The organism is Oxynema aestuarii AP17 (assembly GCF_012295525.1).
Lineage (GTDB): Bacteria > Cyanobacteriota > Cyanobacteriia > Cyanobacteriales > Laspinemataceae > Oxynema > Oxynema aestuarii.
Map to the genome: position 1 here is coordinate 2985132 of NZ_CP051167.1, position 18463 is coordinate 3003594.

Annotated in this window: 17 protein-coding genes; 10 read left to right on the forward strand and 7 right to left on the reverse strand. The window is 55.1% G+C overall.

Annotated features, from left to right (window positions below; genetic code table 11):
• The first annotated feature begins 92 nt into the window (after window positions 1–92).
• On the forward strand, window positions 93–575 hold the full coding sequence (locus HCG48_RS12165; RefSeq protein WP_168569398.1) for a 2Fe-2S iron-sulfur cluster-binding protein: 483 nt from the start codon (window positions 93–95) through the stop codon (window positions 573–575).
• 19 nt (window positions 576–594) lie between these two features.
• On the opposite strand, the gene HCG48_RS12170 is transcribed toward HCG48_RS12165, so the two are convergent.
• From HCG48_RS12170 to HCG48_RS26030, 3 genes are read right to left on the reverse strand one after another with little or no spacing between them, the layout of a single operon-like run.
• A complete protein-coding gene (locus HCG48_RS12170) occupies window positions 595–1845 on the reverse strand; it encodes a tetratricopeptide repeat protein (protein WP_210437224.1) in 1251 nt (416 codons plus the stop codon).
• 22 nt (window positions 1846–1867) lie between these two features.
• A complete protein-coding gene (locus HCG48_RS26025; protein WP_246260045.1) occupies window positions 1868–2617 on the reverse strand; it encodes an RNA-guided endonuclease InsQ/TnpB family protein in 750 nt (249 codons plus the stop codon).
• Window positions 2580–3143 carry an RNA-guided endonuclease InsQ/TnpB family protein gene (locus HCG48_RS26030; RefSeq protein ID WP_246260047.1) on the reverse strand — a complete coding sequence of 188 codons (564 nt, stop codon included), beginning with the start codon at window positions 3141–3143 and terminating at the stop codon, window positions 2580–2582. Before HCG48_RS26030 ends, HCG48_RS26025 begins: the two co-directional genes overlap by 38 nt.
• A 619-nt stretch (window positions 3144–3762) precedes the next feature.
• On the opposite strand from HCG48_RS26030, the gene HCG48_RS12180 reads away from it, so the two are divergent.
• A complete protein-coding gene (locus tag HCG48_RS12180) occupies window positions 3763–5787 on the forward strand; it encodes a DNA polymerase III subunit gamma/tau (protein WP_168569400.1) in 2025 nt (674 codons plus the stop codon).
• Between the two features lie 13 nt (window positions 5788–5800).
• Here the strand turns inward: HCG48_RS12180 and HCG48_RS12185 are convergent, their stop codons facing one another.
• A complete protein-coding gene (locus tag HCG48_RS12185) occupies window positions 5801–7219 on the reverse strand; it encodes a glycosyltransferase family 2 protein (RefSeq protein WP_168569401.1) in 1419 nt (472 codons plus the stop codon).
• A gap of 53 nt (window positions 7220–7272) precedes the next feature.
• Between HCG48_RS12185 and HCG48_RS12190 the strand changes: the two genes are divergently transcribed.
• From HCG48_RS12190 to HCG48_RS12195, 3 genes are all read left to right on the forward strand, one after another.
• Window positions 7273–7461: a hypothetical protein gene (locus HCG48_RS12190; protein WP_168569402.1), complete on the forward strand. Its 189-nt coding sequence runs from the start codon at window positions 7273–7275 to the stop codon at window positions 7459–7461.
• A gap of 12 nt (window positions 7462–7473) precedes the next feature.
• Window positions 7474–7596, forward strand: coding sequence for a hypothetical protein (locus HCG48_RS26480; RefSeq protein WP_281362121.1), 123 nt, complete (start codon window positions 7474–7476; stop codon window positions 7594–7596).
• A gap of 117 nt (window positions 7597–7713) precedes the next feature.
• Window positions 7714–8697 carry a GntR family transcriptional regulator gene (locus HCG48_RS12195; protein ID WP_168569403.1) on the forward strand — a complete coding sequence of 328 codons (984 nt, stop codon included), beginning with the start codon at window positions 7714–7716 and terminating at the stop codon, window positions 8695–8697.
• 37 nt (window positions 8698–8734) lie between these two features.
• Here the strand turns inward: HCG48_RS12195 and HCG48_RS12200 are convergent, their stop codons facing one another.
• Entirely contained in the window at window positions 8735–9214 is a 480-nt protein-coding gene (locus HCG48_RS12200) for a hypothetical protein (RefSeq protein WP_168569404.1), read from the reverse strand.
• Between the two features lie 154 nt (window positions 9215–9368).
• On the opposite strand from HCG48_RS12200, the gene hpsL reads away from it, so the two are divergent.
• From hpsL to moaA, 3 genes are all read left to right on the forward strand, one after another.
• Entirely contained in the window at window positions 9369–11009 is a 1641-nt protein-coding gene (gene hpsL / locus HCG48_RS12205; RefSeq protein WP_168569405.1) for a hormogonium polysaccharide biosynthesis protein HpsL, read from the forward strand.
• 63 nt (window positions 11010–11072) lie between these two features.
• Complete coding sequence (locus HCG48_RS12210) at window positions 11073–11660, forward strand: Npun_F5749 family FMN-dependent PPOX-type flavoprotein (protein WP_168569406.1); 588 nt, start codon at window positions 11073–11075, stop codon at window positions 11658–11660.
• Between the two features lie 134 nt (window positions 11661–11794).
• Window positions 11795–12784 carry a GTP 3',8-cyclase MoaA gene (gene moaA, locus HCG48_RS12215; protein ID WP_168569407.1) on the forward strand — a complete coding sequence of 330 codons (990 nt, stop codon included), beginning with the start codon at window positions 11795–11797 and terminating at the stop codon, window positions 12782–12784.
• 202 nt (window positions 12785–12986) lie between these two features.
• Here moaA and rpsD read toward each other — a convergent pair whose 3' ends face one another.
• Window positions 12987–13595: a 30S ribosomal protein S4 gene (gene rpsD / locus HCG48_RS12220; RefSeq protein ID WP_168569408.1), complete on the reverse strand. Its 609-nt coding sequence runs from the start codon at window positions 13593–13595 to the stop codon at window positions 12987–12989.
• A 116-nt stretch (window positions 13596–13711) separates the two neighbouring features.
• On the opposite strand from rpsD, the gene HCG48_RS12225 reads away from it, so the two are divergent.
• Window positions 13712–14338 carry a hypothetical protein gene (locus tag HCG48_RS12225; protein ID WP_168569409.1) on the forward strand — a complete coding sequence of 209 codons (627 nt, stop codon included), beginning with the start codon at window positions 13712–13714 and terminating at the stop codon, window positions 14336–14338.
• Window positions 14339–14389: 51 nt separating this feature from the next.
• Here the strand turns inward: HCG48_RS12225 and HCG48_RS12230 are convergent, their stop codons facing one another.
• Window positions 14390–16594 (reverse strand): recombinase family protein, encoded by a 2205-nt coding sequence (locus tag HCG48_RS12230; protein ID WP_168569410.1) that lies wholly within the window; start codon window positions 16592–16594, stop codon window positions 14390–14392.
• 304 nt (window positions 16595–16898) lie between these two features.
• Between HCG48_RS12230 and HCG48_RS12235 the strand changes: the two genes are divergently transcribed.
• The gene (locus tag HCG48_RS12235; protein WP_168569411.1) at window positions 16899–18407 is read left to right on the forward strand and encodes a proton extrusion protein PcxA; all 1509 of its coding nucleotides are present in this window, start codon (window positions 16899–16901) and stop codon (window positions 18405–18407) included.
• The last annotated feature ends 56 nt before the right edge of the window (window positions 18408–18463 follow it).

The window sequence follows — 18463 nt, forward strand, 5'->3', positions numbered from 1 at the left end:
CGAGCCAACGAACCGCTCGCCAATGCCAAAATAGGATGGCGGGAGCCCTCGCGGTCGCTCCGCGTTTTCATTCACAGTTGCAATAATTCGACATGGTTAAAATTGTCAGATTAGAACCGATCGCCCAAAATACGGAAGTTCAAACGAACAGCAATCTGTTATCGGCATTATTGGCAGAAGACCTGCATGTTTTAAAAGAATGCGGCGGTCGGGGCATGTGCGCGACCTGCCACGTTTATATCAAGCAGGGGATGGATAGTTTGTCTAAGATGGGTCGGCGGGAACAGCGCACGTTGGAGTTGATCACGACGGCGAAACCGAGTTCCCGTCTCGCCTGTCAGTCTCGGGTACTCGGGGAAGGGATCGTCGTCGAAGTGCCTGCGGGGATGTATCTCGACGCGATCGAAGATGTGGAGGCGCTGATCGGTCGGCGCACGGAACAGCCGCTTTTGCACCCGATTACCGGGGAAGTGGTGGTCGAAGCGGGCAAGTTGGTCACCCGGTCGGTGATTACGGAGCTCAAGGATATTCGCTTTCAAGTCGGGCAGTATTTGGCTCGTACTCGGGAGGCTTGAGGTCGTTCGACGCGGGCGGTTAGCGCGAACGGCTCCGGTTTTGGGCGTCGTTGCGATAGCGCGAGGCGAGGGGATCGTCGGGACGGATTTGCAAGGCGCGATCGAAAGCGGCGATCGCCTCGGCATACTTGTGTAAGTGCTGCAAGGTTTGACCGCGACGGAGCCAGCCGTGATAGTCGTAGGGTTGCAAGTCGAGGACGCGATCGAAAGCGGCGATCGCCTCTTGGTAACGCCCGAGATTGCCGCAAGCCGCCCCTCGGTTCAACCAGGCGGGGGCGTAGTCCGGCTGGGCCTGTAGGGCTTCGTCGTAGGCGGCGATCGCCCCGGGGTAATCTTGCAAGTCGTAAAGCACGTTGCCCCGTTCGTACCAAGCTCCGGCGTGGTTCGGTTTGAGGGCGAGGGCGCGGTCGTAAGCGGCGATCGCCTCGTGGGGACGGCGCAAGTGCAGCAAGACCCGCCCCCGGGCGCACCAATCCCGAGCCGATCGCGCGTCGAGGTCGAGAACCCGCTCGCACTCGGCGATCGCCTCCGCCCCCCGTTCTAAGGCATCGTAAGCCAATCCCCGATGGGCGATCGCCGCCAGGTCCTCGGGAGCGACCGCCAAGGCGCGATCGAACAGTTCGATCGCCTGTCGGAACAGCCCCAAGCGAAACGACGCCAATCCCAACCCATAAGCCACCTCCGGGTTATCCGGTTCCCATTGCGCCGCCCGTTGGAAACTGAGCAGCGCCGAGGCGTATTGACGACGATTTAACTGCCAGTGACCCTTATTGAGGCAATCGGCGATCGCCGAGGGCTCCGATGGCTCCGCAGTCCTCGGCGCAAGGTCCGGAACCTCGCGCAGTTTCTGCCCGATTTCCGCCGCCACCGTTCCCAACGGCGGACAGTCCATTCGACCCAACGCGATCGCCCGTTGTGCCAATTCTCGATTCCCTCCCGGGGCCGCCAGCAGGCGATCGCCGAAGTCGCGCAACCAGGCTACCCAACCCTCGGCGATCGGACCCGAGCCGACCGCGCCGATAAATTGCACCACTTGCGCGCGACTCCACCCCCGACGCACTCCTTGCAACAATTCCGCAAACAAAAATTCGTATTCGGCCTCGGCGAGAGGCACCGAGGGGAGTTTCGGGCTAGAACCCCCTCGCCGTCGCCCGTCGGAGCTGCGCCGCTTCCCGTTCGCGAAGCGTCCCCAGAAGGGAAACCCGAGCCAGCGACGCAAGCGCTGCCAGATCCGCCGTAGTATTTTGAAAAATCCTTGCATATGTGACATCCTCCCGACACTGAATCAAAGATTACAGCGCGGGCTTCCCAGTCTCGCGATTGGGTATTCCTGCCCCACGCCACTTATCTAGGTCATCGACCCCCGACAGACCGACTTGACAGGCGGTTTCCGTTCCCCAGAGTCCCTGGGATACTACATTCTCTAGTCCACGATCCAAAACCATCTCTGCTGCAGCACGGTCACGATGAGTCCGATACCCACACTCAGGACAATGATGCTCTCTGACTTCCAACCCCTTGCTCACCGTAGCAAGGCAGGATGGACAGGTTTGACTGGTGCCGTTGGGGTTGACTTTAGCAAAGTACACTCCCCGTTTCCAGCAAACCCATTCCGTCAGAGACAGGAATTGTCCGAAAGCAGCATCAACACAATCTTTTCGCAACATCCCTCGCGTCAAGCCTTTGACGTTGAGATCTTCTGCAAAGATGGTTTGCGCCCGGTCGCAAAGCTGATGAGCCGTCTTCAGATGGAAATCTTTACGACGGTTCGCAATACGATGGTGCATTCTAGCCACTTTGATTTGCGCCTTTTCCCAGTTTTGAGAACCCTTTTGTTTTCGTGCTGCTCTGCGTTGCAGCAATTTCAGCTTGCGTTGCATCGACTTGAAAAACTTAGGGCGCTCTTGGAAAGAGCCATCGGAAGCGGTCAAGAATCGCTCCAATCCCAGGTCAATCCCAATCGCCCGATCGTGAACCGGGGCATCGGGAACTGATATATCCGATTCAATGGTGACGACGACATACCATTGTGTTCCTCGCACCCTGGACAATACCCTTACCTGTATCCCCCCAACCCCCCTTTGAAAGGGGGGCGAAGGGGGGATGCAGGTTGATGGGTACTTCCCCAATTTTTGGCAATTTGATTGTGAAGCCATTGATGGGATTGCCCTTGAATTGGGGAAACACAAAGGATTTGAATTGACCGAACTTTTTGAAACGCGGGAATCCATGTCCCCGTTTCTGAAATACTTCCCAGGTATCGTGCAGTCTGCGAATTGTGGTCTGCAACACCTGAGAATGCACCTGACCCAGATGCGGGAATTGCTTCTTCGCTTTGGGCAGGTTGTTCTGCTGACGGTGGTAGGACGGGAATGGCTCATCGGCGGGAATGATGTATTCCTTTTCCAGCGAGCATCGGTCTATCGAACACTTACGCGAAGCAATCCAGTCTTTGAGTTCGCGCAACGCGTAGTTATATACGCCTGTGCACGTCTCAAGCCACGACCGCAGTTCAGTCTGCTGTACGACATTTGGATAGATTCGGTAGGTGTAGTTCATGGTCAGCATAGCCGGAGTTTACCAAAGGCTATCGCTGCTCGGAAATGCTGGTCTCATCCCCATCGTAGGGCTTAGCCCTTCCCGTAGGGTGGGGATGAGACCAGCTCGGGGAGTCCATGGATCCCGACGCTGATGCTTCGCATACAGCGCGGAACTTATAGCTCCCCGAACCCCTCAAAAGTTAAATTTTAGATTTTAGATTTTAGATTTTAGATTTTAGTCGATCGGCGCGAAGCCCCGCATTCTATAGCACTCCTCAATCAGTGAAGTCGGGATGACCCACCCGAACCCCTTGGAAGTGGGAGCATCTTGCTCCCTGCTGGGGTTACAAATCATTGAGGATTTCTCTACACGAAACGTCAGTGTCGGGAGCATGTCACCCGGGAACTAACTCCTACAATAAAGATCGATTCGGGCTCGATGTTGCCACGCTCTGAGCGATTCCGCTTTGCGGACGCCGTGCGAACGCGATCCGGTTCGACCCCATTGCATCCGCCCTCGAACTCGGTAAAATAACAATTCCCGCTCGTCGTCCTCCCTGCGGAACCAGAGTGGGAAAAGTCCGCCCGTCCGGGGGATCGCATCGGATCGATCGCTCGCGCTGCTCCCCTACCGTCTCTCCCTACCGATGTCTTACGAACCGCTCCATCATAAGTATCGCCCCCAGACCTTTGCCGATCTGGTCGGTCAGGAGGCGATCGCCGCCACCTTAACTCATGCCATCCGCCAACAAAAAATCGCCCCCGCTTACTTATTTGCCGGACCGAGGGGAACCGGAAAGACATCGAGCGCCCGTATTCTAGCCAAATCTCTCAACTGCCTCAATTCCGACCGACCGACCGATCGCCCCTGCGGGACCTGCGAAGCGTGCCGGACGATCGCTCGCGGTACGGCCCTCGACACGATCGAAATCGACGCGGCGAGCAATACCGGAGTCGATAACATTCGCGACCTGATCGAACGGGCTCAGTTCGCCCCGGTGCAATGTCGCCACAAAGTCTACATCATCGATGAATGCCACATGCTGAGTACGGCAGCATTCAATTCCCTGTTAAAAACCCTCGAAGAACCGCCGGAACACGTCGTTTTCGTCCTCGCCACCACGGACCCCCAACGAGTTTTACCGACAATTATCTCGCGCTGTCAGCGTTTCGACTTCCGACGCATCCCCGTCGAAGCGACGGTCGCCCACTTGCAGCAGATTGCCCGCCAGGAAAACATCCTCATCGACGAGGACGCCTTGGTTACCGTCGCCCAACTCTCTCAAGGGGGACTGCGCGATGCGGAAAGCTTACTCGACCAACTCTCCCTCAGCGACGAACAGGTGAGTGTCGAACGGGTCTGGAATTTAGTCGGCGCCGTTCCCGAACGCGACTTGCTGCAATTGTTAGAGGCGATCGCCGCCGACGACGGACGCGCCGTACTCGACAGGGTGCGCGAACTGATGGAGCGCGGGCGCGAACCCCTGGTGGTTCTCCAAAATTTGGCCCGTTTTTATCGCGATTTGCTCGTTGCCAAAACAGCCCCCGACCGTCAAGATCTAGTCGCCATGACCGCCGATACCTGGCAGCGCCTGTGCGAGTTTGCCGCCCGCCATACGGAGGTCGGCGTCATTTTGGCGGGACAGCAACATTTAGCCAAAAGCGAAGCGCAAATTAAAAACACGACCCAACCGCGCCTCTGGCTGGAAGTTGCCTTACTGGGGTTGTTACCGTCGGCGACGGTCCAAGGGCGCCCCTTCGCGATCGCCCCGAACGTAGCCCCCGCCGCCCCTCCCGCCAGTCCGGCCCCGGTGGCCCGTCCCCCCGAGGAAGCCCCCCCCTCGGCGCGATCGTCCCCGCCGCCACCGCCGCCACCTCCACCGCCCGCCGTCAGACCCGACAACGGTAAAGCGTCCCCGGTACCCGAAGCCCCTGCAGCGTCGGCGGAAGCGCATGTGGTCGATCGCAATTTGGATGAGTTTTGGCACTCGATCCTCGATCGCATCGATAATCCTTCCCTGCAAGCGCTCTTGCGCCAACATTCCCAACTGTTGGAATTCGAGGGCAATATCGCCCGGGTCGGGATTGCATCTCCCCCGTTGCAGCAAATCGTCAATACCAAACTCGATTTACTCGAATCGTTCTGTGCGAAGATCCTCGATCGACGGGTCAAGGTGAAGTTAGAAGTTTGTAAAATTAACAAATCGAAAGAGCAGAAGGCTCGCGGTTCCGCGCCCGCGCCCCCCTCTCCCGCCGCCCGCGAGCCGAACCCGTCGAGTGCGTCTCCCGTCACCCCTGCACCGCCGATGGAGACGCCGCGATCGCCCTCTCGATACCCTACGCAAACCCCCGCTACCGAACGTCGCAACCCCCGTCCCACGGCGACCCCGGCGGCGACATCTTCGGCGAGTGCGATCGCCCACAACGGCTTTGAGGATGAAGTGACCGTAGCGGCGAAACGGTTGGCGGAGTTCTTTCAGGGAGAATTAGTCAATCTCGATGAGGATTGGGAGATCGAGAGCGTTGGGGAGGGGCGATCGCCCCTCGTCGCCGAGGATGAGGACGTTCCCGAGGGAGCATCCCCCCCGGTCGCGGAGGAGGATCCGGTTCCGAAACCTGGAATTCCGGATCCGGAACTCGATGACAACCCATTTGGGGAATACGATTTTTAAACGACCCGGCGGCTTAAGCGGCGACGCCGCGATCTCCTTGGTGAACGGTTTTCACCCATTTGAGCCGTTTGCGGCGCACGGACATGCGCGCGGTGATGCTGGCGACGACGACAAACCAATGAAACATGTACAGGGTGCCGCGTACGGTTTCGACGAGGAGCCTCCCCACGGATATCGTCGATCGCTCGCCGTCGAGGACCTGTTGGCGTTGGATGCGCTGCAAGCCGACAAACATCCCGATCAGGGAGAGGGCGACGGTTAAGGTGGTGACGGGGGTGAGAATGGGTAGGCGATGGCGGGCGATCGCCACTAACAAATCGGGAACGGCTGCGGTGGGTAACAGATATTGGGTAATCCAGAACATGAACAGATCCCAGGTTTTTTTAAACCCCATGCGGTTGCTCAAAATCAGCCGCCAGTAGTCGAGATAGCGCTGATAACCGCCTTCTCCCCAGCGATTGCGTTGGTTCCACAGGGCCACAGTTCGGGTGACCCCTTCCTCGCGCACTGCCGGATTGTTGAGAAACTCGATATCCCAGCGATCGAGGTGCAGGCGCACGGTTAAATCGAGGTCGTCGGTGATCGTTTGCTCGTTAAATAAACCGCAGCGTTCTAAGGCTTGACGGCGGATGAATTCGCCGTTACCGCGCAGTTCGCCGATCCCGCCGACCGCCTTTCTTTGCATTTGAAAGTAGCTGTCGAGGGCCATTTCTGCGGCTTGCGATCGCGTCAGAAAATTGACCTCTTCGTTAGCGATTTGCTTGCGAACTTGGACGGCGCCGACTTGGGGGCGATCGAAGACCGGAAGCACCCGTCGCAGTAAGTCTCGGTCAACTTGGGCGTCGGCGTCGAAAACGGCTAAAAATTCTCCCCGAGTGAGGGGGAAAACTTCGTTGAGCGCTCCAGATTTCCCCCCTTTGCCGCCGACCGATCGCCTTAAAATCTTCAAGTTCGGATATTTTTGTTGGAGTCTCTCTAAAACTTGCACCGTCCCGTCACTGCTGCAATCGTCGATCGCCCACACTTCGTATTGAGAAGCGGGATAATCTAAATTGCATAAATTGTCAATTAATTGGCCGATGACCGCTTCTTCGTTTTTCGCCGCGACTAATAAAGAAACTTCGGGCCAGTGGTCGCGATCGGCCTCGGCGAGGGCTTCGGGGGCGTCGGACGGACGACTGGAAATAATCCGAAGGGCGTGAATCCCCATCAATCCAGTCAGTGCAAAGACGAACCAAGACCCCCAGGATAAGAAATGGAGGGTGAGGGTGCCACCCCAAACGACGGCGAGCAAGAGTGCGGCTTTGGCGCGACGGCCTTTATAGCCGCGATAAAATAGTTCTTCTTCGGAATCGACGAAGGCGGATAAAATTGAGTCGAGGGGCTCGAACTCTTGATAAGAATCTTTTTGGGGCCAGGAATTCGCCGGCATAGTTGATAGTTGGGAATAACGATTGATTCTGCACGATCGGCAAAAGCCAGAGCATGGCGTTGGCTTCCCTGGCGGCGCTCGATCGCCTTCGACGCACGCGCCAAATCCCGGAAAAGCGATCGCCTGCTCGTCCGATTACTGTACCAGCTTTAGGGAAGATTCCTCTGGCACGCCAACCCCACAAAGGCGATCGACAGTGTGAGGAGGGGCTTTCTTGCCCGATCGCCGTGTTGGGGCGTTGACTGACATGGCAAGTGAGAGCAGGGCGCGCCGGATGCGGTACGGGCTCGCTGGGGGTTGAGGTGACAGATAAGACAGATAAGGGCGATCGCCTCGTCGTGCAGCTTGCCGGATCTCGATCGCCGCGATCGCCCTAAAATGCTATAAAAGGGTTTGGGTAAAACCCTCAAGGGGAGCGACCTCGATCGCGCCAAGACATCGGATCGAGGACAATAACAATCGCAGGTCACGATCGCGATCGAGGAGTCCGAGTCATGCTTCAATTTCACATCCAGCCAGATAGCGAAATTCCGGCATCTACCCAGTTATTCAACCAGTTGCGCTTTGCGATCGCCTCGCGGCAATTTCCACCGGGACATAAATTACCGAGTACCCGCGCCTTGGCGATGCAAACTGGGCTACACCGCAACACGATCGGTAAAGTCTACCGCCAACTCGAAGATCTCGGACTGGTCGAGGCCCAAGCGGGTTCGGGGATTTACGTGCGATCGCAAACGCCGGACAGTTCGCGCAAACTCTCGTCGCCGATTTTTCAGAAATATCCCGAAGCTTACAAAATCGTGCAGCGCAGTCTCGACGAACTCCTCCAACAGGGATGTTCTCTCAATCAGGCGCGCGAATTCTTTCTGACGGAAATTGACTGGCGTCTGCGCTGTAGCGCCCGGGTCTTGGTCACGGCCCCGATTCAAGATATCGGCGCGGGTCAGTTGATGGCGCAAGAGTTGGAACAAGCCCTCGGGATTCCAGTGCAGTTAGTCCCGTTGGAAGAATTGGCGGGGGTTCTCGAAAAAGCGCCCTCCGGGACGATCGTCACCAGTCGTTATTTTATCGCCCAAGCCGAGGCGATCGCCGCTCCCAAATCGGTGCGCGTCCTACCGATTGACATTTACGACTACGGCAAGGAAATTGAAGTGGTCAAAAGCTTGCCCCAAAATAGCTGTTTGGGATTGGTCGGCTTGAGTGCGGGCATTTTGCGCGTCGCCGAAGTGATTTCTCACAGTTTGCGCGGCGAGGAAATTTTGGTGATGGCGGCCCAGCGAGAAGACGACTACAAAGTTAACGCGATCGTGCGGACGGCGAACACGATCGTCTGCGACCCGCCGAGTGTGGAAAAGGTGAAAACGGCGATCGCCATGGCCCGAGAAGAGTTGATTCGTCCCCCCCGGGTCATTCCTTCGGAAAACTACATTCACGCCGATTCGATTGACTTGCTCAAACGCGAATTGGGTTTAGACTGACCTCCGCAGAGGGGAATCGCCGCGACGCCTGTCAGGATTAGGGATTTTCCTCCGGGTTGCACTCCGGCGCCTCGAAGGGGGGGCGCATGGCTTCCCGTCCCAACATCATCATTCCGGATACCCCGAAGCTGACAAAGGCAATATATTGATACCAGTAATGTCGCAGGCCCCCAACCCCTCCCCATTCTGGATGCAGGGTGACGATACTTAACAGCAGTAAAGTTAATAGGAACGCGCTCATTCCCACAAACGTCAATCCCACATAAATGCGCGACGGTTGGCGTTCGCGATCGCTAAAATTGGCATAGCGCACTAATGCGATTAACTCTCGCAGGGATAAATCGGCGATCGAATCGAGATTTTCCCCCGCTTCTCCCACGGGAACGGGTAAATAGCGATCGTTTGTAGAGTCTAACTCCAGCGAACCTTTGAGGTCGGACGGGGGTAAGGGTGCAACTTCGACCTCCTCAAACCCAGGTAATTTCCGTTCTTCCATTTGTTCTTCTTGCCAATCCATCGCTTACAACCTCCGGCGATCGCGATCGTTGTCCGGTCAACACTCATCCACACGAGTGATTTGACTTTGATTTATTCTAAAAGCTCTTTTCAATTCTTGCTTTCCAACTTTCCCTTTCGACTGACTGAGTTAACGGCACACTCGTAATCGGGTCATGTTTAAAAAAAAGTCTAAATCCAAAAAATCATCCCCATCAAGTGATTCCCAAACGCCAACCCTCAGTAAAAAAGAACTCGCCGCTCTCAAAAAAAAGAAATCTCGCGAGCGTCAAGAATTCATTCAGTTTACCAGCTCCCTGTCCGGTGCCGCCCTCGTCGTCAGTTTAGCCTTACTCCCCGTCGGCGGACCGAAAGCGGCGATCGGTGCTTTTGGAGCCATTCTCAGTCTCGCCCTCTCTTATAAATATTACCGTCAAGCCCTCTGGTTCTTTCTCCTTTACATGCCCTTTTCCGGCACGATCACCTATTGGATCGGCGGTGGGGCGGCTCCGTTTCAAGTGGCTAAAGATGCCTTCTTTATCCCCGCTTTTATTGCCTTATGGCAAACCTGTAAAAAACAGAAAAAACCAATTCTAATTCCCCAGCAACTTTTACCCGCTTTAAGTATTGTCGGAATTTTATGTCTGTTAACCCTCGTTTTTGTCAACGGCGGCCAACAATTTAGCGGCAACCCCAAAGGACAACCGATTTTAATGGGAATTTTAGGAATTAAAATTCTGTTGGGATACGCCCCCTTAATCCCTTGTGCTTATTATTTAATTCGCAATAAAAAAGAATTCATCTTTTTCACGCGATCGCATATCGTCATTATCCTCATTTGCTGTACATTAGGACTGCTCCAATATTGGCGACTCCAAACGGGTCAATGTGTCGGCACTCGCGAGATGGAAGGCGTTCTTTTATATAAAGCCGATATCAATGCCAAATGTCTCGTAGGTGGCTCCCTCGCTTTCAGTCCTCAAGTCGGTTTTATTCGCTTACCCGGCACCTTTGTTTCCCCGTGGCATTGGGCTTGGTTTTTAATTTCCGGCGCGTTCTTTTCCTTTGCTTCTGCGTTCAACGATCCCGCCCTGATTTGGCAGCTTTCTAGTATCGTTGCCCTAATTTTAGTCTTTATCAATTCGGTGATTTGCGGTCAACGGGCGGCGATGCTCGTCGTCCCCGCCATGCTCATTATTTTAATCTTTGTCACCGGACAGTTTAGAAACCTCAAACGATTTGTTCCACTGGTCATTGCCTTGGCTGTCTTGGCGGTTGGCTCGATGTTCGTCTTTCCCGATATGGTTAACGAACGGGTTCAAAGTTTGATCGATCGCTGGAATGCTTCGCCACCCACTGAATTCATCGCCCACCAAGCAGAATTTACATCTAAAGGTCACGACGGTATTTTAGGAAACGGACTCGGACGGGGGACGAACTCGGCACGTCCGCTAGGAAAAACGACCTTAATCGAGACATATTATGCCAAATTAATGTACGAACTCGGACCGTTAGGAGTGGGATCGTTTCTGTTTTTCGCCAGTACATTATCCTGGATTTGTTTTAAAAACTATCGTTCGGTGAGAGATCTTCACCTGCGCGGTTACGCCGCTTCCTTTTGGGTGTTTGTCGCCTTTATTGGCTACAACCCTTATTGGTATCCCCTCGATACGGATCCGGTCGCGGTGTATTATTGGTTCCTGGCGGGCGTGATTCTCAAATTACCGGAAATCGATCGCCAAGAACGGCTCAAACTTCAAGAAGCGGAAGAACCCCCGGTCAAACGCAAAGGAAAAGCCTTACAAAAAGTCGCGTGAAAAGGGTTGTCCGGTCAAAAAACAGTGGGTTTGCAGTTTTGAGGGTTGAAAAATATCGACAAGATGAGTGACGCGATCGCACCTTGGAAATCGCCCCTTTTGCGCGCCTTACATCGCAATCGCAGCCGCGCCGACGCCCGGTTTTTGCAGTTGGCGACGGTGGGTTCCGACGGTTTTCCGGCGAATCGGACGGTAGTGTTTCGCGGCTTTCTCGATGGGGGCGATCGCCTCAAAATGGTCACGGACGATCGCAGTGCCAAAATCGCTCAAATCGCGCTCGATCCGCGCGCCGAGGCGTGCTGGTATTTCCCCGTCACCCGGGAGCAATTTCGTCTGAGGGGCCACCTGCACTGCATCGATGGAACCGAAACCGATCCGCCGTCGGTCGAAGCGCGGCGGGTGGCGTGGCAGGAACTGTCCGATAATGCGAGGATACAGTTTCTGTGGCCGTTTCCGGGGGGCGATCGCGCCGAGGCGTCGGCGTTCGATCGCCCGATTCCCGATCCCAATCTTCCCGCAGAACATTTTTGCTTATTATGGCTCGAACCGATCCGGGTGGATCTGCTCCAGTTGCGCGGTCATCCCCAAAATCGCTGGATTTACGAATGTCGCGCCGAACGCACCTGGTCGGTTCGGGAAGTGAATCCGTAACGGCGATCGCCCCCGGGGGGGCTTGAATTTTCGCTACAGTGTTCAGTATTCGGCGCGCGATCGCCTCGCGATCCGGCAAAGCCATCGCCGGGCGATCGACGCCTCGATCTGTTGTGGGTTGAACGGGGGATCTCGTGAATCGAATCGATTATTTGCGAATCAGTTTGGTGGATCGCTGCAATTTTCGCTGTCAATACTGTATGCCGGAAGGGGCGGAACTCGACTATGTTCTGCAACAGGATTTACTGACGGCGGACGAATTATTAACCTTGATTCGCGAAGTGTTTATCCCCCTGGGATTTACGCGCTTTCGCCTGACCGGGGGGGAACCACTTTTGCGTCCGGACGTGACGGAGATCGTGGGGGCGATCGCCGCCTTAGCGCAAACCCAAGACCTCTCGATGACCACCAACGCCTTTTTACTGGCATCCAAAGCCCGCGACCTTTACGCTGCGGGGCTGCGGCGCATCAATATCAGTCTGGATTCCCTCGATCCGGAGACTTTCGATCTTTTAACCGGAAATCGGGGACGGGGGCGCTGGCAACAGGTCTGGGACGGCATTCAAGCGGCCTACGAGGTGGGGTTCGACCCGCTCAAATTGAACGTGGTGGTGATTGCGGGGGTCAACGATCGCGAAATCTTGGATTTAGCGGCATTAAGTCTCGATCGCGCCTGGCACGTCCGTTTTATCGAATTTATGCCGATTGGCAATCCGGATTTATTTCAAACCCGACAGTGGATTCCGTCGGCCCAGTTGCGCCAGCAAATTCGCGATCGCTGGGGCTTGGTCGAGAGTCGGGTTCGAGGAAACGGTCCGGCGGACGTGTTTCAAATTCCCGGGGCCAAGGGGACGCTGGGGTTTATTTCCCAAATGTCGGAATGTTTTTGCGATCGCTGCAACCGGATGCGATTGAGTGCGGACGGTTGGCTGCGTCCTTGTCTGCTCAACGAAACCGGACAGATCGATTTAAAAACAGGGTTGCGTCAGGGGGTGGCGGGATCGCAATTGCGCGATCGCGTCGGCGAACTACTCGCGATCAAGCCGGAGATCAATTTCAAACAACGGGATGACGGAACCGACGCGGGTCGTTATCGCCGTACCATGTCGCAAATTGGCGGGTGAGGGAGCCAAAAATCAAAAGCCCCCTGACTGACGGGTTCAGGAGGCTCGATATTTAGCGCTCTGGCGCTGCGCGGTAAGAAGCAGCACGGTTGTTGTAAACCTCAATTGGGAGAGCGATCGCCGAATGCGAACTCATCTATACCGTCGAATTCGACGCCACCCCAAGTTTAGAGCGAAACCCAAGTAGGTAACGCCCGTCCGATTAAGCTTGTCGGGAGTAGTATTCAACCACGAGCAGTTCGTTGATTTGCAGGGCGACCCATTCCCGTTCGACGATCCCGTTCACCTTACCGACGAGGGTATTTTTATCAAATTCCAAGTGGCTGGGGAGGTGAGCCAAACCGGGAGATTGCAGGTTGGCAGTGACCAAGTTGCGCGAGGCATCGCGATCGCGCGCGGCGATCACATCCCCGGGACGGCAGCTATAACTGGCAATATTGAGCACTTTACCGTTGACGGTGATGTGACCGTGGTTGACCAATTGGCGCGCGGCGGGGATGGTCGGCGCCATGCCCAAACGAAATACGGTGTTATCGAGACGCATTTCGAGAAGCTGCAACAGGACTTGTCCGGTGGAACCCGTCACCCGGCGAGCTTTGCGGACGTAGCGCAGCATTTGGCGTTCGTTGAGGCCGTAGTTGAAACGCAGTTTTTGTTTTTCTTCCAAGCGGATCGCATATTCCGAACGCTTGCGACGACCTTGACCGTGTTGACCGGGGGGATAAGCGCGCTTGGGGTTTTTGCGGCTCAAACCCGGCAGTTCGCCGAGACGTCGTACAATTCTCAGACGCGGGCCTCGATATCGTGACATGTAGCTTCCTCGTTTACGTTCCTAAAATAAACCCAGACTCTCCAGTATAGATCTTTAATATACTGAATTTCAAATGGTTAAATAAATTGGATGGGCTGAAATTTTTGCGAGGACTTATGCAAGATCTGAACAACTCGGGCGATCGCCGTTCCTTGCGGTCTTTTCCCCGAGGATTAACTGGCGCAGACCGTCGCTACCGCCCGCTTTTACTGGCTGGGTTGTTGCCGTTGAGCGTCTCTTGGCTCTCCTGGGTCGCGCCAGCCGCCGCTTTCGGCGAAAAAACGAACGATTATCAAGACTGCGCCACGGCGTTACTCGATGCCAATCTTCCCCCGGAACGGGTGGCGACGGCGTGCGCGCGGGTACTGCATCCGGAAGATCTGGCAACTTGCGTGACCGAGATCGAAGCGCAAACCGACGTGGTGGCGACCGATGCTTTAGAAGCGTGCGTGCGGGTGCGTCGTCCGGCTGAGTTGGCGACCTGCGTGGTGGATATTGCCGACGGTTCGCCGGAGGGAGACGCCCCGGCAATTTTGGATTTTTGCCGTCGCAGTCTGTTACCGCAACAGTTTTCGCAGTGCGTGGTCGGGTTAAAAAATGAGTTGGATTTAGTTTCGACTCAGGCGATGGGGTTTTGCATCGATGCGGGCGATCGCATCCGGGATTTCGACCCGACGTTTATCCCCGGGGACGGAACTCCGGTGGAACCGCCGCGTAACGAACCCAATTTACCCTCAACTTAGATCGACATGAATGGGGGGTGCAGGGGCGATCGCGCCGAGATCTCGCCGGGTTTAAAAATACGGTTTGCAGGTGGCGCGATCGCTTTCTACCCAACCGGAGAGTAAGGATAAAAGCGGTCCATTTTGTTCTTGACCGTTGGTGGCGAGGTCGCTATGACAGAGGATCAGGCGATCGCCGACTCGGGCGAGTAAATCGTTGAGAATGCGTTCTAACCGCTCCTCGTCGGTGTCGAGTTGCTCGGTTTCGCTCCACGGTTGGCGGGGGCGATCGCGCAAAAATAAGGGGGCGGCGAATAAGGTGGCAGCGCCCCCTTGCAGCCACAGGGGCGAACCGATATCGAGCCAGAAATGCCACCGATGCTGCAGTCGCGCCGAGCGGTATTGGAAAATCGTAGCCAGGGTAACGGCCCCTTCCCCGTCGTGGGGGGGATCGACGGGAAAGGGCTTGGCGGAAATGGTTCCCTGGCGCAGGAGTTTGATAAATTCGCCGACGGTGACGTATTCCGGGTCTTGGCGACGGTCGTAGTCCTGTAAGCGGCGATCGACATCCCAGTAGTGGCGGGCGGTTTCGAGGAGTTCGCGCAGGGCGGAGATTTCCCGATGGGGCAGTTTGCTGCCGTGCCAAATAAATTGGGCGATCGCGCGATCGAGTAAGATGCTGGCACTGTCGATTCGCTCCTCCTCAACCTGCTTTCGTTGCCCTTCGATCCAGTCCACGATCCCTTTGTAAGCCTGGGTGGCCCGATAGCCGAGGCGGTCCCACCGGGGAAAAACGTTGACGGGTAACAGGCGCGGACGTTCCGTGGCGGGGGCGTAACAGTGATCCACGATCAGTCCGGCGCGCACGAGGTCGATCGCCGAAGCGGGGGGAATCGGCAATTCTTCGCGACCGGGCCAGGAGCGGGGGGCGCCGACGATCTCGATGTCGTTCTCGGGCGATCGCGACAGAATCACGAGCATTTCGGCGACGCTATCGCGATCGAGAAAATGACCCAAACCGGGATAAACCAAGGCGAGCAGGGTCAGCAAGGCGCGGATCGTCGGCGAACTGACCAGGGGTCGCTGTTCGTTGAGCGAATCGACCGGGATCTCGTGGCTGCTGAGGTGATCCATGAGGGTGTAGCGGGCGATCGCATCCAAACCGGGGGCGATGACGGCGATCTCCCCAGGTTTGACTTGACCCTGGCGGACGGCGGCGGCGATTTCTTCCCCGGTGGCGCGCAGCAGTTGAGCCCGGGAGGACGTTTGGATCGCCGCAAAGGGCAGGGCTTGAAATTCCATGCCTGCGGGACGGGCGTAGATGGCGGGATTGTCGAGCAGTTGCAACGCGATCGGGCCAAAGGTTTCGCGCAAGCCACTGGGGCGCTTCAACTGCTCGTACTGGCAGCGATCGCCCAATCGCTGTAGGGCCTCGGGATCGGCGCCCAAACCGGAGCGGATACCCCCTTGGGGATTGTAAGTAAAGGTGCCGACTGCTCCCGCATCGAGCAGGATCTCGAATAAATCTCGGGTAATGGCGGGGTATTCGTCGGTATCGTCGGCGAAGACGGCCCGATAGCGCCGAGTCAGGCGGTCTCGATACACCGGATCGGGCAGTAAATGCCGCCAGTAGAGTTCGGTCATCAGACCGTAGGTTAACAAACCCCGTTCCAAGCACCACTGACGCCATTGATGCAGACAGGCCCCCATCGATTCCCACAAGAAGGGTAAGTCGTCATCTAAACCGAAGCCGTCTTGCAGCAATTGGGGGATGTCTTCGTAGGGAAGACCCCTGGCGGCGGCGAGTTGGAATAAGTCGAGGATCCGCCGCACGAGGCGATACTCGCTGGTGTGTTCTTGGCGCAATTTGCCTTCGTCTAAGGCACGGCGCCACAGGGCTGTGGCGAGCTCTTGTTCGGTTTCCGGTCGGACGTGCAAGGGGAAGTGGGCGGACAGGTGTAGGGTTTTGACGAGTAAGGGCCAAAATAAGAGGACTTCGCGCCGGAAAAAGCCGAGGGGGGTTGTGGTGTCGATCGCGTAGGTGGGATAGGCTCCGCGCGCTCTCATCCGGGCGCCGAGGCGATCGCGCAGGTCGCGGCGATCGCTGCTAGTGGCCGAGATGACCAGCAATCCGGGGGATCCACTTTGGCGATCGCGGCGTCCTCCGTCGTCGGTCGCCTCGCGATCGTCGATCTGTTCGCAGAGGCGATCGAGCAACCGCTTGGTTTTGCCCGTGCGACTGGCTCCCTCAATCCAAACTGAGTCTAAAAATACCATCTATTTTTCAGCAACTTTGTTAAGATATTACGAATTATGCTGGGTTTATTTTTCAGCGACTTTTCTCTAATCTAGTTTAGAGTTTAGAGTTAAATAGAGGGGGTGACGATCGCCCGGTCGGCGCGATCGTCGAGGGCTTCCATTCGCGCCCTAATGGGAGAAAATAAAGCAAAAGCCTGGGATCGGGATGAGGGATAGACGGGGCGATCGCGCCGTTGAAATCTTCCCGGATTTTATTTTTTTCCGAGCGAGCGCGCGAGTGAATCTTGTAGAAATTCGTAGATTCATCCCACACACTCGATCGATGAAAAAACACAAAGCAAGTAAAAAGCCCGGATACTTAAAATCAATCCGTCAATGGTTTTATGGAACCCCCAACCGCTCCCTAGATCTGGCCTATCGCGCCGCCCTCAAAATTGAAGAAATCGAAAAAAAACATTTCCACGGTAACGCGATCGTCCCGGATTTTAACGAGGCAGGTGAAAGTGTTTCTTCTTATTTTACTTCCGAATTACAGCGCAATTTAGGAATTATCAAAGTTCGGCTCGCAGAATTTAGAAATAGTCGTTCTTTTTTGGACATTTTACAGCAAACCATCGATCCGCAATCCAAAATTGGCGAAAGTCATGACGGCTATTATCTCAATTCGGAAGAACTCGGCGAAGAAGCCGTTTTAATTTTAGATAAACTGAACTTTATCGATCGCGTTCTCCAACGCTACGAAGGCGCCCGTCCTGCGGAAAAACCCGGCGCCAAGCTCGCCAAACCACCCACGGCAAAATCATCGGATTCGTCCGCCCCATCGGCGTCTCAGGGTCTTGCGAGAACGATCGATCCCTACGCGATCGATACTTCGCCGGAGGGGCGATCGTTGGCCAATACTAATGTCAATAATAATGCCAATCTTCCCAACAAAACACGCCCGCGAATTGCCGAAGATACCACCAAAGATCTAGGGCCAATTTCCAATCAAACCAGCTTTTTACCGCGATCGATCTTGAGAACCCTCGATCGCGTCAAACGGGAATTAGACCCGAAAGCAGAAGAAGAAGTCGTACAAGAATTTCGCAGTTCTAAAACCAAAACCGTTATTTCGCTCAAATTTATTCTGCTCATTATTCTGATTCCCCTCCTCACCCAACAAGTTTCTAAAAACTTCATCGTCGGCCCCATTTACGATCGCGTCGTCGGCGGAAACGGCGAAATTTTTATTAACGTCGATATGGAAGAGGAAGCCTTCGTCGAACTGCATCGATATAAAGAAAAATTAGAATTCAAAAATCTAATTGCCAAAGAACTCGAACACCTCTCCGAAGACACCAACGAAGAATTAAACTTCAAAAACACCTTACATCCCTTATCGGAAGAGGAAATCGAGGATAAAGTCAAACATAAAGTTTTGGAAATTGCCGAACAATATAGCAAAAGAAGCGCTGACGCCATTCAAAACATTTTTGCCGATATTTTTTCCTTCGTCGCTTTTGGGATGGTGATTTACACCAGCAAACGCGAAATTGAAATTCTAAAATCCTTCATCGACGATCTCGTTTACGGACTCAGCGACAGCGCCAAAGCCTTCATCATTATTCTATTTACCGATATCTTCGTCGGATTCCACTCCCCCCACGGTTGGGAAGTGATTTTAGAAGGAATTTCCCGCCATTTAGGCTTACCGGAAAGTCGAGAATTTATTTTCTTATTTATTGCCACCTTTCCCGTTATTTTAGATACGGTCTTCAAGTATTGGATTTTCCGATATCTCAACCGTATTTCACCTTCCGCCGTGGCGACCTATCGAAATATGAATGAATAACCGTTTTTACCCCCCAGTGGCGTACTCCTCTTGCACACTTCCCAGTAAAAATTGAG

Coding starts and splice junctions, on each gene's coding strand:
- HCG48_RS12165 (WP_168569398.1), top strand. CDS start 93: ATGGTTAAAATTGTCAGATTAGAACCGATCGCCCAAAATACGGAAGTT.
- HCG48_RS12170 (WP_210437224.1), bottom strand. CDS start 1,845: ATGTCACATATGCAAGGATTTTTCAAAATACTACGGCGGATCTGGCAG.
- HCG48_RS26030 (WP_246260047.1), bottom strand. CDS start 3,143: ATGCTGACCATGAACTACACCTACCGAATCTATCCAAATGTCGTACAG.
- HCG48_RS12180 (WP_168569400.1), top strand. CDS start 3,763: ATGTCTTACGAACCGCTCCATCATAAGTATCGCCCCCAGACCTTTGCC.
- HCG48_RS12185 (WP_168569401.1), bottom strand. CDS start 7,219: ATGCCGGCGAATTCCTGGCCCCAAAAAGATTCTTATCAAGAGTTCGAG.
- HCG48_RS12190 (WP_168569402.1), top strand. CDS start 7,273: ATGGCGTTGGCTTCCCTGGCGGCGCTCGATCGCCTTCGACGCACGCGC.
- HCG48_RS12195 (WP_168569403.1), top strand. CDS start 7,714: ATGCTTCAATTTCACATCCAGCCAGATAGCGAAATTCCGGCATCTACC.
- HCG48_RS12200 (WP_168569404.1), bottom strand. CDS start 9,214: ATGGATTGGCAAGAAGAACAAATGGAAGAACGGAAATTACCTGGGTTT.
- hpsL (WP_168569405.1), top strand. CDS start 9,369: ATGTTTAAAAAAAAGTCTAAATCCAAAAAATCATCCCCATCAAGTGAT.
- HCG48_RS12210 (WP_168569406.1), top strand. CDS start 11,073: ATGAGTGACGCGATCGCACCTTGGAAATCGCCCCTTTTGCGCGCCTTA.
- rpsD (WP_168569408.1), bottom strand. CDS start 13,595: ATGTCACGATATCGAGGCCCGCGTCTGAGAATTGTACGACGTCTCGGC.
- HCG48_RS12225 (WP_168569409.1), top strand. CDS start 13,712: ATGCAAGATCTGAACAACTCGGGCGATCGCCGTTCCTTGCGGTCTTTT.
- HCG48_RS12230 (WP_168569410.1), bottom strand. CDS start 16,594: ATGGTATTTTTAGACTCAGTTTGGATTGAGGGAGCCAGTCGCACGGGC.
- HCG48_RS12235 (WP_168569411.1), top strand. CDS start 16,899: ATGAAAAAACACAAAGCAAGTAAAAAGCCCGGATACTTAAAATCAATC.